Source organism: Bifidobacterium bifidum ATCC 29521 = JCM 1255 = DSM 20456 (genome assembly GCF_001025135.1).
GTDB classification, from domain to species: domain Bacteria; phylum Actinomycetota; class Actinomycetes; order Actinomycetales; family Bifidobacteriaceae; genus Bifidobacterium; species Bifidobacterium bifidum.
On record NZ_AP012323.1, the window covers coordinates 1,474,978 to 1,489,993 of the forward strand.

Here is a 15,016-nt window from a genome sequence, read left to right on the forward strand (position 1 = left end):
TATGACCGATCATCACGATAGCAACCACAACGATACCAACGCGGGTGAAGAACATCCAAACACCACGCCGCGCGCCGGACATGACGGGCATGACACAGGCTCCAATGCCGGCGATGATCTCGACTGGGCCGCCTTCGCCGCGGAGCATGCCAACGACCTGCAGGACGTCGAGCGCTCGCGCAACGCGCGGCGCTTCGAGAAGCATGCGCAGCGCAAGGAGAAGGAGGCGCTGCTGTCGGTCGACGATCTGGACGCCGGCACGTTCACCGATGACAAGGTGCCGCTGCACCAGCGCGGCCCCCGCGACCATGGCGGCCGCAGCTGGCTCGATACCGATGACGTCATGGACGAGTACGGCGATGACTTCGTGCCGCCGAACCCGAAAATCGGCCGCGTGAACGCCTCGAAGCTGGTGTTCTGGATCCTGCTGGTCGCAGGCGTCGCGGGTATCATCGCATCCGTGTTCGTACCCGCCCTGGCGACGTTCCTGGGCTCCATATTCGGTCTGTGCGCGCTGGTCGGCGGCGCCGGCCTCATCCTCCAACACAAGGGGCACACCGAGACACGCACCGACATGTTCGACGACGGCGCGCGGGTGTGACGACGGTGCCCGTCCTCATCGGACGGGCACCGCAATGATCAGGCCTTGGACTTGGCGGTCTCGATCCACTTGCCGAACAGGGCCGCGGCCTTGCCGGAATCGACGGTGTTCTCGGCGAGCGCATACGCCTCACGGAACCGCTCGGCGAGTGTGCCGTCGCCGACCAGGTTGCCGTCTGCCACGATGGCGGACGCAGCGTTGAGCAACGCGGTGGTGCGTGACGGGATGTCCTTGCCGGCCAAGAAGTCCGTGAACGCGGCGGCGTTCACATCGGGTTCGCCGCCCTTGAGCTGCTCGACGGAGATCTTGGCAAGACCCAGATCCACGGTCGGGTCGAAATCGGTTTCGGTGACCTTGCCGTCGCGAATCTCCCACACGGAGATCGGGCCGGTGGGGGCAAGCTCGTCGAGGCCCTCGTGCGAGGTGTAGACCAGGCCGGACTGGCCGCGGCTGGCGTACACGGCGGCCATGATCGGACTCAGCTTGCGGTTGGCGCAGCCGATGGCCACATACGCCGGATTGGCCGGGTTGGTCAACGGTCCCAGGATGTTGAACACGCACGGGATGCCGAGCGCGGCGCGAATCGGGCCAACAAAGCGCATGGCCGGGTGGAAGGTGCGGGCGAACGCAAAGGTGATGCCTACCTCGTCGCCGATCTCCCCGACCGCCTCGGGCTTCAGATCCATCGGCAGGCCGAGATCCTCGAGCACGTCGGCGGCTCCGCACTTCGAGGAGGCGGCGCGGTTGCCATGCTTGACGATCTTCACGCCCGCCGCAGCTGCGGCCACGGAACCCATCGTGGATAGGTTCACGGTGGCGAAGCCGTCACCGCCGGTTCCGACGATGTCGGTGGTCTCACCGGACACGTTGAGCGGCACGGCGTGGGAGACCATGGCCTTTGCGGCGCCACACACCTCGTCGGCGGTCAGTCCCAGCTGCTCCTGCATGGCGAACGCGGCACCCACGGCGGCCGGATCGGCGTTGCCCTGCATCAGGTCGTCGACGAACCACTCCGATTCCTCAGCGCTCAGGTGGTCTCCCCCGACCAGCTTGGTGAGAATCGACTTCCATGTGATCTCGGCCATGATGCCCTCCTTGGCGTTTCGTCACGCCGCGTGATATGTATTCGTCGCCTCATTGTAATGGCTTGTCGTTTCGTCGCCCGTAATCTTCCATATTGCAAAACATCATCGGCTCCCGTCAGCGGGAGCCACTTACTTGTCCGGCCCGGACAGCGTGCCGACAATCAGGGCAGGCAACGCGGCAGGCATCGCCACGATGCCGCTACGGGAGTCCCGACTGAAACGTTATGCAGTATCCCAAGGCTTTGCCGGGCAATGGATCGGAATCGCTGCAGGGTCAATGAGATCGCCGCGCGCGTACCAGGCCTTTGCACTGATGGGCACCGAATATGGCGGACAACGCACGCGTATATCGATTGATGCGCGCGTTGTCCTGAGACGATATCGGGAACCTCAGATAGCGGCATTTTACAAACGGCAGAATTCCAACGATTCCGCGATTTGCGTCGTGGGACAACGCACGCGTCAACCGATTGATGCACGCGTTGTCCTGCGGTATCGCTGTACAACACGCGCGAATCCATCAAAATCGTGCGTTGTACAGCGAATGAGGCTCGGCGAACCTCGATTCCGCGGCCCCGCGAATAATCGACGGGCTCAACCCGCGGACAAGCCCTTCCTCTCCCCCCGAAAACGCAAGTGGCTCCCCTCACATCGAGGGGAGCCACTTACTCGTCTAGTCCGGAGAGCTTATATCACTCTTCGTTCTGGCCGTGGCACATCTTGTACTTGCGACCAGAACCACACGGGCACTGCGCGTTCTTGGACGTGCCGGGGAACGTACGGCCGTCAGACCACGGGGTCTTCAGCTCCTCGTTCTTCGGGCGCTTGTTGGCGGGCACCTTGCCTTCGGCATGGCTGATCGGAGCCGGGCCGGTGATCGGCGCGGTGGCCTCGCCTGCAGTGGATTCCTTGGCGGACTGGGCGATGGCGACCTTCTCGTCGGATTCCTCCGCAGTCTCAGCCTCACCGGCGTCCTCGGCCTTGTCGACTTCGGAGCTAGCGGCGCCGACGGCCTCTTCGGCCTCATCAACGGCGGCGTCATCGGACTCGATGCCGGCTTCCTCGCTCCTGGACACCTGCTGCACGTCGACGTGGAAGAGCAGCTGGACGGACTCCTCCTTGATCGCCTCGATCATGGAGTTGTACATCTGGTAACCTTCGCGCTGGTACTCGACCAGCGGGTCGCGCTGACCCATGCCGCGCAGGCCGATGCCATCCTTGAGGTAGTCCATCTCGTACAGGTGCTCACGCCACTTGCGGTCAAGCACGGCGAGGACCACGCGGCGTTCCAGCTGGCGCAGGCCTTCCTCACCGACCTTCTCCTCAAGTTCGGCGTACTCCTCCCTGGCCTGATCGACGAGGGAGTCGCGCACGGCCGCAACGGCCTTGTCGCCCTTGAGCTTGTCGGCGGCGTTCTTGGCGGCATCCTGGTCAAGCTCGAACGGGAACACGGTCTTGAGGGCCTTGAACAGGCCGTCCCAATCCCAGTCGGAGGGCTTGCTGGAACCCTTCTGGGCACCCTTGATGTAGCTGTCGATGGTATCGGCGATGAAGCGCTCGATATCACCGTGAATGTCCTCGCCCTTAAGCACCGCCTGACGCTCGGAGTAGATGACGGTACGTTGCTTGTTCATCACGTCGTCGTACTTGAGGACGTTCTTACGGATTTCGAAGTTGCGCGCCTCGACGGTCTTCTGTGCGGTGCGCACACCCTTCGACACGCTTTTCGCCTCGATCGGCTCGCCTTCCGGCATGCCCTTGGCCATGACGCGGGCGACGAGCTGCGTGTTGAACAGACGCATCAGGTCATCTTCCAGCGACAGGTAGAAGCGGGACTCGCCAGGATCGCCCTGACGGCCGGAACGGCCGCGCAGCTGGTTGTCGATACGGCGGGATTCGTGGCGCTCGGTGCCGAGCACGTACAGACCGCCAAGCTCGACGACCTCCTCATGCTCGTCCTTGACCTGCTCCTTGACCTCGGCCAAGGTGCCCGGCCAGCGCTTCTCGTACTCGTCCGGCGTGTCCTCGGGGGAATAGCCCTCGGACTTGAGCTTCTGGTCGGCCAGGAACTCGACGTTGCCGCCGAGCATGATATCGGTACCACGACCGGCCATATTGGTGGCGACGGTGACGGCGCCCTTGCGGCCGGCGACCGCGACGACCTTGGCCTCGCTGGCGTGCTGCTTCGCGTTGAGCACCTGATGGTCGATGCCCGCCACGTCGAGCAGCGAGGAGACGACCTCGGAGGACTCGACGGATGCGGTACCCAGCAGCACCGGCTGGCCCTTGGCGTGGCGCTTGGCGACGTCCTTGACGATGGCGGCCAGCTTCTCCTTCTTGGTGCGGAAGATGAGGTCGTCCTGGTCCTTGCGGATCATCGGCTTGTTCGTCGGGATCGGCAGCACGCCCAGCTTGTAGGTGCCCATGAACTCGGCGGCCTCGGTCTCGGCGGTACCGGTCATGCCGGCGAGCTTGTCGTACATGCGGAAGTAGTTCTGCAGGGTGATCGTGGCGAAGGTCTGGTTCTCGGCCTTGATCTCCACGTTCTCCTTGGCTTCCAGCGCCTGGTGCAGACCCTCGTTGTAACGGCGGCCCGGCAGGATACGGCCGGTGTGCTCGTCGACGATCAGAACCTCGCCGTGGGTGACGACGTAGTCGCGGTCACGCAGGAAGAGTTCCTTGGCCTTGATGGCGTTGTTGAGGTAGCCGATGAGTGCGGTGTTGCTCGGCTCGTACAGGTTGTCGATGCCGAGGAAGTCCTCGACCTTGGTGATGCCCGGGTCGAGCACGCCGACGACCTTCTTCTTCTCGTCGACCTCATAGTCCTCGTCGCGGGTCAGCTTCGGCACGAGACGCGCGAACTGGCGGTACCAACGGGTCACGTCGCCCTCGGCCGGGCCGGAGATGATCAGAGGGGTACGGGCCTCATCGATGAGGATGGAGTCGACCTCATCGACGATGGCGTAATGGTGGCCGCGCTGCACCAGATCGGCCTTCTCCCACGCCATGTTGTCGCGCAGGTAGTCGAAGCCGAACTCGTTGTTGGTGCCGTAGGTGATGTCGGCGTTGTACTGCTTGCGGCGCTCCGCCGGCTTCTGGTCGGTGATGATGCAGCCGACGTTCATGCCGAGGAAGCGGTAGATACGACCCATCAGCTCGCTCTGGTAGCTTGCCAGGTAGTCGTTGACCGTGACCACGTGCACGCCCTTGCCTTCGAGTGCGTTCAGGTAGCTCGGGAGCGCCGCGACCAGGGTCTTGCCTTCACCGGTCTTCATTTCGGCGATATTGCCCCAGTGCAGGGCCGCGCCACCCATGAGCTGCACATCGAAGTGACGCTGTCCCAGAGTGCGCTTCGACACCTCACGGACGGTGGCGAACGCTTCGGGCATCAACTTGTCAAGGTTCTCACCGTTGTCCAGTCGCTGCTTGAACTTGGCGGTCTGGCCTTTGAGTTCCTCATCGGACAGAGCGGAAATCTCGTCCTCAAGGGCATTCACGGCCTTGGCCACGTTCTCCAGTTTCTTGAGCTGGTGCCCTTCTCCCATGCGGAGGGCTTTGTCAACGATATCTACCACATTCGCTCCCTGTTTAAGCTTTCGTACGTCAACGAGCATAGCCTGATGCCCGACATCAGGCACAAACTCCATCCATGATATGCGAACACTCGGATTTTTGCCGTTCCGACCCGCTGGACACGCCCATCGATACTTGTTTCGTCGTGTGCCGACACGCAAATATGGCCTGCCTGGCTATGCCGGGCAGGCCATGTATCACGTGGCGGAACACTTACTTGTTCTTGATGTTCTCCGGGGTGTCGATCTCGAACACGCCGTAGCTCCAACCGTGGCGGTGGTAAACGACGGACGGGCGGCCGGTCTCCTTGTTGACGAACAGGAAGAAGTCGTGACCGATCAGTTCCATCTCGTACAGCGCCTCGTCGATGCTCATCGGCTCGGCGATGTGCAGCTTGCGGCGAATCACGATCGGCGTGTCACCGACCTGGACCTCCACCGACTCGCCCGGACCGAGGTCGGAGGCGACGGCGGCTTCGGGGCTGTTGTTCGGCTCTTCCGGCTCCGGCTCCTCTTCCGGTTCCGGCGGAGCGACCGCTCCCAGATCGACGGGCGTCGGGTTGATGTACCCGCGGCGATGATCCTTGCGGCGGTCACGGGTGCGGCGCAGGCGCAGCGTCAGCTTGTCGAGCGCCATGTCCAGAGCACTGAACTCATCGGTGCTGGAAGCCTCGGCGCGCACCACGGTGCTGCCTGCGATCACGGTGATCTCCACACGCTTCGCGGTGTCGGCCTGACGCGGATTCCCCTCATGCGTCAGCACGATCTGAGCTCGTTGCGCATCCGGCGCGATAGCGGTCACACGATTCATCTTGCTTTCGACGACATCACGGAACTTCTGCTTGACTTGCGTATGACGTCCGGTAACGACGATTTCCATGTGGACCTCCCTATACTCAAGCGGTGTCACCCGCTATATGTGTGCCGAATGGCGTCATCACCACCCGGGTAAGTTTCATTGTAGCCGAACAGAGGGTAAACGGCGGGGAACTCGCCCAGAGAAATACGTTTCTTTTTTCACAGGTTCCCGTAACGTTGCTGTGCTTATACTATGCGGCTTACTTTCCTTGAAGGAAACTGTTATACTTTTTGGTCTGGCGACACAGATCGTTGCGCTGCTGGTATTGCTGGCGCTGAGCCGCAGCATCACATCAATGGAGGTCTTGCTCTGGATGGTCGTCATAGAGGTCGTGTGGTCCGTGTACTTCGTCGTCACCGAACGCTGGCACGACAAGCTTGCCCGCAAGGCAATGCTGACGATATAAGACCATTCGGGCAGAATCGAGCATGCAAGCAAGGCCAGCGACATAACGGTATGGAATGTTCGGGAGGTGCCTGTGCCAGTCGAGCCACGATTCGATCCTGTGATCCATGAGCCGATGCGGCTGCGGATCTGCGGCATCCTGTCGGCGGCCGACTGTGGGGTGGTCACCACCCGCCGGCGCCACGCGCCACCTCCCGCCAGCGGGAGGATGAGCACCCCCACCGACAGCAATTCGGCATTCGGCGTTCATCGTCTCGCCCGGTGCGCCGGCCCACCCTGATTCTCCTGCGTAAAATCCCTGGCCTGCCGTATAGTAGCTGATTCGAGACCCCCAGATGGCCGCGGCCGCGTCATTCATTTGGCAAGGCTGAGGAACTTCCGGGCTCCGCAGAGCACGATGGCGGATAACGTCCGCCCAGGGTGACCTGAGAGATAGCGCAGCAGAGAACAGACCGCCCGCGCAAGCGGGTAAGGGTGAAACGGCGGTGTAAGAGACCACCGGTCCGCTGGTAACAGTCGGTCGCATGGCAAGCCTCATCGGGAGCAAGGCCAAGCAGAAGACGGCAAGGGCTGCTCGCCCGTGTCTTCGGGTAGGCCGCTAGAGCCTGGCGGCAACGTCAGGTCGAGATGGATGGCCATCCGCGTGGCGACACGCGACAGAACCCGGGGTATCGGGGGTCTCGCTTTTCTTTACCCCCCCCCGAATCCGCATACCTCCCGCCAACACATTCCTCCCACCAATATGAGGGCGCGCGAACGAAACAACGCAATGCCGGCAGCCCCGTTCCCTCCCGCTGGCGGGAGATGGCGCGAAGCGTCGGAGGGTGTTCTCACGCCGGCAATGCGGTAAGACCACCGGATCGACAAACCACCGGGCCGGCAACCCGCCACCCCGCCAAGCCACCGGGGCATCTCCCCCGCTTGCCCCGCGCTGTATCTCATCTAAGAGATAGTTCATTGAGATAGTTCATTCTAATCAAATAGCTCATGGGCTACGGCACGCAGGGTTTCGGCGTCGTGCCCCTTGCGCCCGCCCGAGGACCAGAACCGGCGCTTGCGCACTTTCGGGTCCATGCCCTGTGTCTTGGCGGCGCTGCGCCGCCCCAACTCCCATGCGGCGTCCTCGAAGACACCGCTCATGCGGGCCTCGTCGCAGACCCGCTCCGCCAGCGGACGGTCGACCCCCTTGCGAGCCAGTTCCATAACCGCACCGCGGTATCCCATCAGACGGCCGACGCAGTAGCGCACGGCAGATTGCGCGTACGACTCATCATCGACCAGACCAACCTCGATCAGCCTGTCGACCACTGCGGCGACCGTCTCATCATCATACCCTTTGTCGATCAGGCGGTCTCGCAGGGCGCCCGATGGACGATCCGCCGCATCCAGCAGGCGCAATGCGGACTCCCGACACGCATCGACATCGCAGGGATCCTCCGGCTCCCGCCCAGGCCGCGACATGCTCCGCGCGGAGCGCCGAGCCGGGCGGTTCCCATGTGACCATGTTCCGCGTCGCGGGGAGTCGACGCCCGGTTCGACAACCGGCGTCTCACATGTTCCATGAGCGGCGAGGAACGCTTCTGCGCTGATCATGCGGCAGGCGATGCGGCGGCAGCGGGCGCGCCATCCTCCGGCGCCGTTTCAGGGGCATCCCCGTCCGTCGCGGACTCACCGTCGGCCAGCTGATCGGGCACTTCGATGAGGCCGAATTCCGCCTTGACCTTGTTGCCGATCTCCTCGGTGATCTGCGGATTGTCCTTGAGGAACTTGCGCACGTTCTCACGGCCCTGGCCGAGCTGGTCCCCGTCATACGTGAACCATGAGCCGGACTTCTTGACCACGTTGCACTGCAATGCCATGTCCAGGACGGATCCCTCCTTGGAGATGCCCTCGCCATACAGCACATCGAACTCGGCGGACTTGAACGGCGGAGCCATCTTGTTCTTGACGACCTTGACCTTGGTGCGGTTGCCCACGGCCTCCTCGCCGTTCTTGATGGTCTGGATGCGGCGGATATCCAGACGCACCGACGCATAGAATTTCAGCGCCTTGCCACCGGTCGTGGTTTCGGGGTTGCCAAAGAACACGCCGATCTTCTCTCGCAGCTGGTTGATGAAGATGGCCGTGGTGCCGGCCTGTGCCAGAGCGCCGGTCATCTTCCTGAGCGCCTGGCTCATCAGACGGGCCTGCAGACCGACATGACTGTCACCCATATCGCCTTCGATCTCCGCCTTGGGAACCAGGGCCGCGACCGAATCGATGACGATGACGTCAAGGGCACCCGACCGGATGAGCATGTCCGCGATCTCCAGCGCCTGCTCGCCGTTGTCCGGCTGCGAGACGATCAGGGAATCGGTGTCGACACCCAGATGCCGGGCATAGACCGGATCCAGCGCGTGCTCGGCATCGATGAATGCCGCCACCCCGCCGTTCTTCTGTGCGTTGGCGACCACATGTAGCGCCAGCGTCGTCTTGCCGGACGATTCAGGGCCATAGATCTCGACGATGCGCCCCTTCGGCAGACCGCCGATACCCAGGGCCAGATCCAACGCCAGCGATCCGGTGGGAATCACCTCGACGTTCTGCTCGGGCTTGTCGCCCAAGCGCATCGCGGATCCCTTGCCGAAGCTTTTCTCCACTTGCTCCAGAGCGGAGTCCAAAGCCGCCTTGCGTCGGGGATCGATGCCGTCCCCCACCGGCCCATTGCTTGCGGCCTCACGAACAGAGGCCTTCGACGCGGCCTTGCCCGCCCCACCTTTCGAGGTCGTACGCTGTGCCATGTCAATCTCCTTACGTTGTCATCCATATGCGCCATATGCCACATGCATCAACCGTACGGAACATACGAACCCCGGCGCAAACGAATCCGGCCAATGTGGTCGAAGGCTCCCCGGCATCCATCGATCCGCACCGACTCCCCCTTACTGTCGCAAGGAATTCGTCGGCGTGTCGAACCGTGCGGCGCACTACGTCATATCATCGTGCACTGTGGATAACTATACCCCAATAGACGAACACCTGTTCGATATCACCCGTTCCGCGTGTCTCGTCAACGGACCGGCATCGGAGGCGCGTTGTGATCGGAGCCCCAACGCTGGGGATCGGGAACGTCCATATGGTCGCACAGCACGTTCCATACCACGCGCGGCTGCTCCCCCGCAGACAGCGCCTGCGCCGCGGTAAGTCCCGCGAGCGCGTCAAGATGCTGATCCTGGACCAGGCTCCGGCCATACCCATGACCGAACACCTCATCCACCAGTTCCCAGAATTCCCGTTCTCGCATGTCTCCCAGTCTAACCCGGCCCCGCCGCCGCGAATGCCGGCATACCAATCGACGCCACACCCCCGAACACGACGAAACCGCCCGCCGGGCCTCAAGCCCATGCGGACGGTTCCTCTCATGCACACGATACGACGATATGCATATGCACGCGGCATCCGGCGCCGCAAATCGCTATTCGCCGATCGAATCCAGATAATCGGCGACGAGCCGCAGCATCTGCGCGGTGCTTACACCCAGTGATCCCGCGATGGAGCTCAGCAGTTCGGAGCTTGCCTCCTTCTGCCCGCGCTCCACCTCGGACAGATAGCCCAGCGACACGCCGGCCTTCTCACTCACTTCACGCAACGTCTTGTTGTCGCGGGTGCGAAGATCGCGCAGCACATGGCCGATGGCCTCGCGCAGCGACACATCCTTTCCCTCGGGCAGCGCCTCGACACCACGCGAGACCGCGCGCTGACGCGGTTCGAAGGAATCCTCCTCCATACGCATACGATTCAGTTCCGCCTGCCGTTCATCCTTGGCCTTCTTCGCCGCACGCGCCCGCAGCACCTGCTGCTGGGCGAACAACACGGCACGCCGCTGCGCCGGCGTGAGATCACGCATCCTGGCCGTACCCGGCTGCACCTGCTTGACGGGGATGCCAGCCGTTTCCATCCGCTCGCCCGTTCGGGTCATCGTTTCCATGAGACCCTCCTTTCATATCGTCCAAGTGCTTCCACTGTGTTCAACACCGCCGGCGGCGGTTTATTCCTGCATATCTCCTGTGAAATGGCTCACGATTTGCACAAGGCTGAATACGGCACCGCGACGGACCTCCTCGCGCCCACCCGTCAGATGAAGCTCGTAGGCGGTCACGGACGGCACGCCGTCAGGGCTTATGGCGGCTGGAATCCGCACTCCCACATACACCAGTCCCGCGGGCTTGTCTCCATCCGGTCCGGGCCCCGCCACGCCGGTGGTCGACAATCCGATGACACGGTCAGCGTATTCGGGCTGCCCGTACAGCCCGGCGACCGACGCCGCCATCTGTCGGGCCACTTCGGGATGCACGGCCCCTTCGCGTTCCAATAAACCGCGGTCGACCCCCAGAATCGACGCCTTGGCACGAATGTCGTAGGTGACCGCCGACCCGAGAAACACGCGGGATGCGCCCGGCACGCGCACGAACGCATCGGCCAGCAGCCCGCCGGTCAACGACTCCGCCGCAACTATCTTCACGTCATGCGCCTCGCAAAACCGCAGAATCCGCGCGGCCATGTCGTCGCAACGGCACGAATCGGCATCATTCATCGCAATCCCCCTCCATCAAACGCCATCAAACAAAAACGCCGCCGTGCGCAGGCACGACGGCGTCCACTCGCTCAGTCCTTGTGGCTCCCGAACGTGTTGATCAGATATATCGCCCCCGAATACAGGCACAGCATCAGCGCGATGTATATCAGGGCGTACGTCAGCGTGTAATATCCCGTCATCCACACCGGCGCGGTCTGGGCCGGATTGAACACCCACACGGGCAGCAGCATCATCGACAGGCCGATGCACTGGAACAGCGTCTTGAGCTTGCCCGGCCAGGCGGCGGCGATCACCTTGCCGCCCTTGTCGATGACGAAGAAGCGCATGACGGTGATGCCCACCTCACGCAGCAGAAACAGCGCGACGATGATCCAGCCGAGCCAGACGGGACCGAGCTCGCCGAACACCGCGGCCACGATCAGAGTGGCGCAGGTGAGCAGCTTGTCGGCTATGGGATCCATCAGCTTGCCGAGTTCGGTGACCTGGTTGTACTTGCGGGCCATCCACCCGTCCACCTTGTCGGTGGACGCGGCGACGATGAACAGCACGGCCGCGGCCCATCGCATGGGGATGTTGTTCTCTCCCCACGAGCCTGCGGCGATGTACAGGCCGAGGAATATCACGACCAGCACGATGCGCGAATACGTGACGAGGTTCGGCGGTGCGTTCCAGCCGTCCAGCAGCGACTTCTTGGCGGTCGCCGAGCGTTCCGTTGTATCGTTTTGCATATCGTTTTCCATAGTGTTCACGATACCCCCACACTCCTACCTTGGATGAATATGCGGTTCGAGTTCTCTGGGAATCCCGTCAGATATGGCTGCATCATGGCCGGGTCAGGCCTGCCGGTCAGGCCGACTTGGCACCCACTACGCCAATTCGCCCTGCTGCGCGGCCGCGGCGGGCGCAGAGGCCTGCATCGCATCGGTCTCGCCACGAATGAACGCGAGCACCGCAGGCAGATCCTGGGGCTGGACGAGCACCTGACGGGCCTTCGAGCCTTCGGACGGGCCGACAACGCCACGCGACTCCAGCAAATCCATGAGTCGGCCGGCCTTGGCGAAGCCGACGCGCAGCTTGCGCTGCAGCATCGATGTGGAACCAAACTGCGTGGTGACCACCAGCTCGGCCGCCTGCAGCAACACGTCCATATCGTCGCCGATGTCCTCATCCGGCTCGACGGCCTTCTTCTCGGCCTCCTGCGCCATCTGCTCGATATCCTCGCGGTAGTGCGGCTTGCGCTGTGTGCGCACGAACTCGACGGCCTTGCGGATCTCGGACTCGTTCACCCACGATCCCTGCACGCGGATGGGTTTCATCGAGCCCATAGGCAGGAACAGGGCGTCGCCCTGGCCGATCAGCGTCTCGGCGCCCACCGAATCGAGGATGACTCGCGAATCGGTGGCGGAGGATGTGGCGAATGCCAGTCGGGACGGGATGTTCGCCTTGATCAGGCCGGTGACCACGTCGACCGACGGGCGCTGCGTGGCGAGCACCAGGTGCACGCCCGCGGCACGCGCCAGCTGTGTGATGCGCTGGATCGAGCTTTCGACGTCGTTCTTGGCGACCATCATCAGGTCGGCCATCTCGTCTACGACGACGAGCAGGTACGGGTACGGGGCGACCTTGCGGTTCGAACCGGCTGGCACATGCACCTTGCCCGCGCGCACGGCTTCGTTGAAGTCCTTGACGTGGCGGAATCCGAAGAACTGCAGGTCGTCGTAGCGTGCGTCCATCTCCTTGACCACCCATTCGAGCGCCTGTGCGGCCTTCTTCGGATCGGTGATGATCGGTGTGAGCAGGTGCGGGATGCCCGCATACGCGCTCAACTCCACGCGCTTGGGATCGACCATGATCAGGCGCACCTGCTCGGGCGTGGAACGCATGATGATCGACATGAGCATCGAATTGATGAAGCTCGACTTTCCGGAGCCGGTGGCGCCCGCCACCAGCAGGTGCGGCATCTTGGTCAGGTCGGCGGTGACGAAATGGCCCTCCACGTCCTTGCCGACGCCGGCGAGCATGGGGTTCGGGTCGTTCATCGCCTTGTCGGAGCGCAGCACGTCACCGAGGTGGACGATCTCGCGGTCATCGTTCGGGATTTCGATGCCGATCGCCGATTTTCCGGGGATCGGCGAGAGGATGCGCACATCGGAGCTGGCCACCGCGTAGGCGATGTTGCGCTGCAGGTTCGTGACCTTCTCGACCTTGACGCCCGCGCCGAGCTCGACCTCGTACTGGGTGACGGACGGGCCGCGCAGGAAGCCGACGACTTTCGCGTCGACGTTGAACTGCTGGAACGTGGAGGTCAACGCGCGGATCACGCGGTCATTGGCCGGCGTGCGTACGGCATGAGGCTGGCCGTGCGACAGCATGTTCAGGTCGGGCAGTTGGTACGGGGCGTCCGGCGCCGCAAGCGCAGGGTCGTCCACATTGGGATTCATGTTCTCGCCCGCACCGGCCGATGCGCCCGAGGAGGCATCCGGGGACATGGGGGAAATCGCACCGGCAGCGCCCGCGGCGGGCATCGCCGCCCACGGATCGGACGTACCGGCAACCGTCGATGAGACCAACCTCGCACTCCCGGCCGCCCCGTCGGGATCCGTCGCATACGCCGGTACGCCTGAGGTACCGGAAGATGCGGCACCGGGGTGTGCGGCGGCCATGCCGGATGTCATCGTCGCGACGGCATCGGCGGCGTGGGCCGCCGCCACGCCCCCGGACATGGCGCCGGACATGGCGCCGGCAGCTGCTCCGGCCATCGCGCCCATGGTGGAGGACACCGTGCGGGGCATGACATTGCCGCGTGCGTCCAGTGATGTCTCGGCGGCCTGCCCATGCCGACTCGCCGCGTGGGAGAACGGGTCATCCCCCGCATACCGGTCAAGTGACGCGTCATCCGTCTTCTCCGCGGACTTGCGCCGGAACAGACGGGAGAACCATCCGCCCTTCGCGCCCACGGAGTCCGACTCAGTTTCGTCCGTACCGTCATGGGCGGGGACGCCCTCGGCGAACGCCAGAGTCTCATCGCCGTCACCCACACGCACCTCGTTGGGGAACTGATCCTGTTGCGCGGCCGAATCCGGCTCCTGCCGAGGATGCAGGGAACGCTGCGAGATCATGGCAGCGATGGTGCGGACGCGATCCGGCACCTGAGTGACGTGGGTGCGGGTGATCATCAGCAGCGAGAACAAGCCGACTACTACGAAGACGATGACGGCGAACACCTTCGACAATCCCCATGCCAAAGGCGAGCCCAGCACGAAACCAAGCAGTCCGCCGGCCCTTTGCAGCAGGCCGATGTCGAACGAACGCGCGTCGGCGGCCACGACCACGTCGATGATCGAGCAGACGGACCACAACAGTATCGCCCAGCCGCTCACCACGCGGGGGTTGTCGGAATTCTTGCCGCTGTTGCGCATCAGACGGATGGCCACGATCACCAGCAGCACCGGCAACACGACGCTCATCACGCCCAGCACGCCGGCCGAGAACGCATGCAGCACCCGGCCGATGATCCCGTTCACGCGGAACCATTCGGAAGCGCAGAAGAATACGGCGAGCACGATCAGCAGGAAGCACAGGCCATCCCGGCGATACACGGGGTCGAATTCACCCACTCCGGCAACCGACCGAACCAGTGAGCCGAAGCCGCGCGGAACCGCGAGAATGATCCGCTTCCACAGCGGCTCCTCGACCGGGGTGCGGGCATCGTCCCCCATGCCGCCACGCCCGCCGGAAGCTCTCTTCCCGGTCTCGCCGCCGCGCGACGAAGCACGCTGCGTGCGGGTGCCACGCGGCGAGTCGTTGGAAGGACCATTGCCTGATGAGGATGTTGTTCGTGCCATAGCGTCTTCAGATTCTACCCATCACCCGTTATTTTCCCGATCAATTCGCGTCAAAACCCGCGCGAGGGGCATC

At 63.4% G+C, this 15,016-nt stretch carries 12 protein-coding genes and 1 other RNA gene; 3 read left to right on the plus strand and 10 right to left on the minus strand.

Going from position 1 to position 15,016, the window contains the following annotated elements; genetic code table 11:
* Position 1: 1 nt before the first annotated feature.
* On the plus strand, positions 2-601 hold the full coding sequence (locus BBBF_RS06255; protein ID WP_003813783.1) for a hypothetical protein: 600 nt from the start codon (positions 2-4) through the stop codon (positions 599-601).
* 38 nt (positions 602-639) lie between these two features.
* On the opposite strand, the gene trpD is transcribed toward BBBF_RS06255, so the two are convergent.
* The 3 genes from trpD to hpf all read right to left on the minus strand — a co-directional run bounded on the left by trpD (position 640) and on the right by hpf (position 6,138).
* Positions 640-1,686: an anthranilate phosphoribosyltransferase gene (gene trpD, locus BBBF_RS06260; RefSeq protein WP_003813786.1), complete on the minus strand. Its 1,047-nt coding sequence runs from the start codon at positions 1,684-1,686 to the stop codon at positions 640-642.
* Positions 1,687-2,378: 692 nt separating this feature from the next.
* The gene (gene secA, locus BBBF_RS06265; protein ID WP_033509923.1) at positions 2,379-5,261 is read right to left on the minus strand and encodes a preprotein translocase subunit SecA; all 2,883 of its coding nucleotides are present in this window, start codon (positions 5,259-5,261) and stop codon (positions 2,379-2,381) included.
* Between the two features lie 211 nt (positions 5,262-5,472).
* Entirely contained in the window at positions 5,473-6,138 is a 666-nt protein-coding gene (gene hpf / locus BBBF_RS06270) for a ribosome hibernation-promoting factor, HPF/YfiA family (protein WP_003813792.1), read from the minus strand.
* A gap of 187 nt (positions 6,139-6,325) precedes the next feature.
* On the opposite strand from hpf, the gene BBBF_RS09865 reads away from it, so the two are divergent.
* Both BBBF_RS09865 and rnpB read left to right on the plus strand, forming a co-directional pair.
* Positions 6,326-6,523, plus strand: a complete 198-nt coding sequence (locus tag BBBF_RS09865) for a hypothetical protein (protein ID WP_126436129.1) — start codon at positions 6,326-6,328, stop codon at positions 6,521-6,523.
* A 322-nt stretch (positions 6,524-6,845) separates the two neighbouring features.
* Positions 6,846-7,209: RNase P RNA component class A (gene rnpB, locus BBBF_RS09275), an RNA gene on the plus strand.
* A 285-nt stretch (positions 7,210-7,494) separates the two neighbouring features.
* On the opposite strand, the gene BBBF_RS06275 is transcribed toward rnpB, so the two are convergent.
* The 7 genes from BBBF_RS06275 to BBBF_RS06305 all read right to left on the minus strand — a co-directional run bounded on the left by BBBF_RS06275 (position 7,495) and on the right by BBBF_RS06305 (position 14,943).
* Entirely contained in the window at positions 7,495-8,115 is a 621-nt protein-coding gene (locus BBBF_RS06275; RefSeq protein WP_013390086.1) for a regulatory protein RecX, read from the minus strand.
* Positions 8,112-9,302: a recombinase RecA gene (gene recA, locus BBBF_RS06280; RefSeq protein ID WP_003820771.1), complete on the minus strand. Its 1,191-nt coding sequence runs from the start codon at positions 9,300-9,302 to the stop codon at positions 8,112-8,114. The genes BBBF_RS06275 and recA overlap by 4 nt, the downstream gene beginning before the upstream one ends.
* Before the next feature lie 269 nt (positions 9,303-9,571).
* A complete protein-coding gene (locus BBBF_RS06285; RefSeq protein WP_003813799.1) occupies positions 9,572-9,805 on the minus strand; it encodes a DUF3046 domain-containing protein in 234 nt (77 codons plus the stop codon).
* Positions 9,806-9,976: 171 nt separating this feature from the next.
* Complete coding sequence (locus BBBF_RS06290) at positions 9,977-10,489, minus strand: helix-turn-helix domain-containing protein (protein WP_003815448.1); 513 nt, start codon at positions 10,487-10,489, stop codon at positions 9,977-9,979.
* Positions 10,490-10,549: 60 nt separating this feature from the next.
* Positions 10,550-11,095 carry a CinA family protein gene (locus BBBF_RS06295; RefSeq protein WP_021648601.1) on the minus strand — a complete coding sequence of 182 codons (546 nt, stop codon included), beginning with the start codon at positions 11,093-11,095 and terminating at the stop codon, positions 10,550-10,552.
* Positions 11,096-11,166: 71 nt separating this feature from the next.
* Positions 11,167-11,838 carry a CDP-diacylglycerol--glycerol-3-phosphate 3-phosphatidyltransferase gene (pgsA, locus tag BBBF_RS06300; protein ID WP_021648602.1) on the minus strand — a complete coding sequence of 224 codons (672 nt, stop codon included), beginning with the start codon at positions 11,836-11,838 and terminating at the stop codon, positions 11,167-11,169.
* A gap of 126 nt (positions 11,839-11,964) precedes the next feature.
* Entirely contained in the window at positions 11,965-14,943 is a 2,979-nt protein-coding gene (locus BBBF_RS06305; protein WP_374058439.1) for a DNA translocase FtsK, read from the minus strand.
* Between the last annotated feature and the right edge of the window lie 73 nt (positions 14,944-15,016).

Excerpts from the sequence above, each read along its gene's own strand:
- BBBF_RS06305 (WP_374058439.1), bottom strand. The coding sequence starts at position 14,943 with ATGGCACGAACAACATCCTCATCAGGCAATGGTCCTTCCAACGACTCG.
- BBBF_RS06255 (WP_003813783.1), top strand. The coding sequence starts at position 2 with ATGACCGATCATCACGATAGCAACCACAACGATACCAACGCGGGTGAA.
- trpD (WP_003813786.1), bottom strand. The coding sequence starts at position 1,686 with ATGGCCGAGATCACATGGAAGTCGATTCTCACCAAGCTGGTCGGGGGA.
- BBBF_RS06295 (WP_021648601.1), bottom strand. The coding sequence starts at position 11,095 with ATGAATGATGCCGATTCGTGCCGTTGCGACGACATGGCCGCGCGGATT.
- pgsA (WP_021648602.1), bottom strand. The coding sequence starts at position 11,838 with ATGGAAAACGATATGCAAAACGATACAACGGAACGCTCGGCGACCGCC.
- recA (WP_003820771.1), bottom strand. The coding sequence starts at position 9,302 with ATGGCACAGCGTACGACCTCGAAAGGTGGGGCGGGCAAGGCCGCGTCG.
- hpf (WP_003813792.1), bottom strand. The coding sequence starts at position 6,138 with ATGGAAATCGTCGTTACCGGACGTCATACGCAAGTCAAGCAGAAGTTC.
- BBBF_RS06275 (WP_013390086.1), bottom strand. The coding sequence starts at position 8,115 with ATGATCAGCGCAGAAGCGTTCCTCGCCGCTCATGGAACATGTGAGACG.
- BBBF_RS06285 (WP_003813799.1), bottom strand. The coding sequence starts at position 9,805 with ATGCGAGAACGGGAATTCTGGGAACTGGTGGATGAGGTGTTCGGTCAT.
- BBBF_RS06290 (WP_003815448.1), bottom strand. The coding sequence starts at position 10,489 with ATGGAAACGATGACCCGAACGGGCGAGCGGATGGAAACGGCTGGCATC.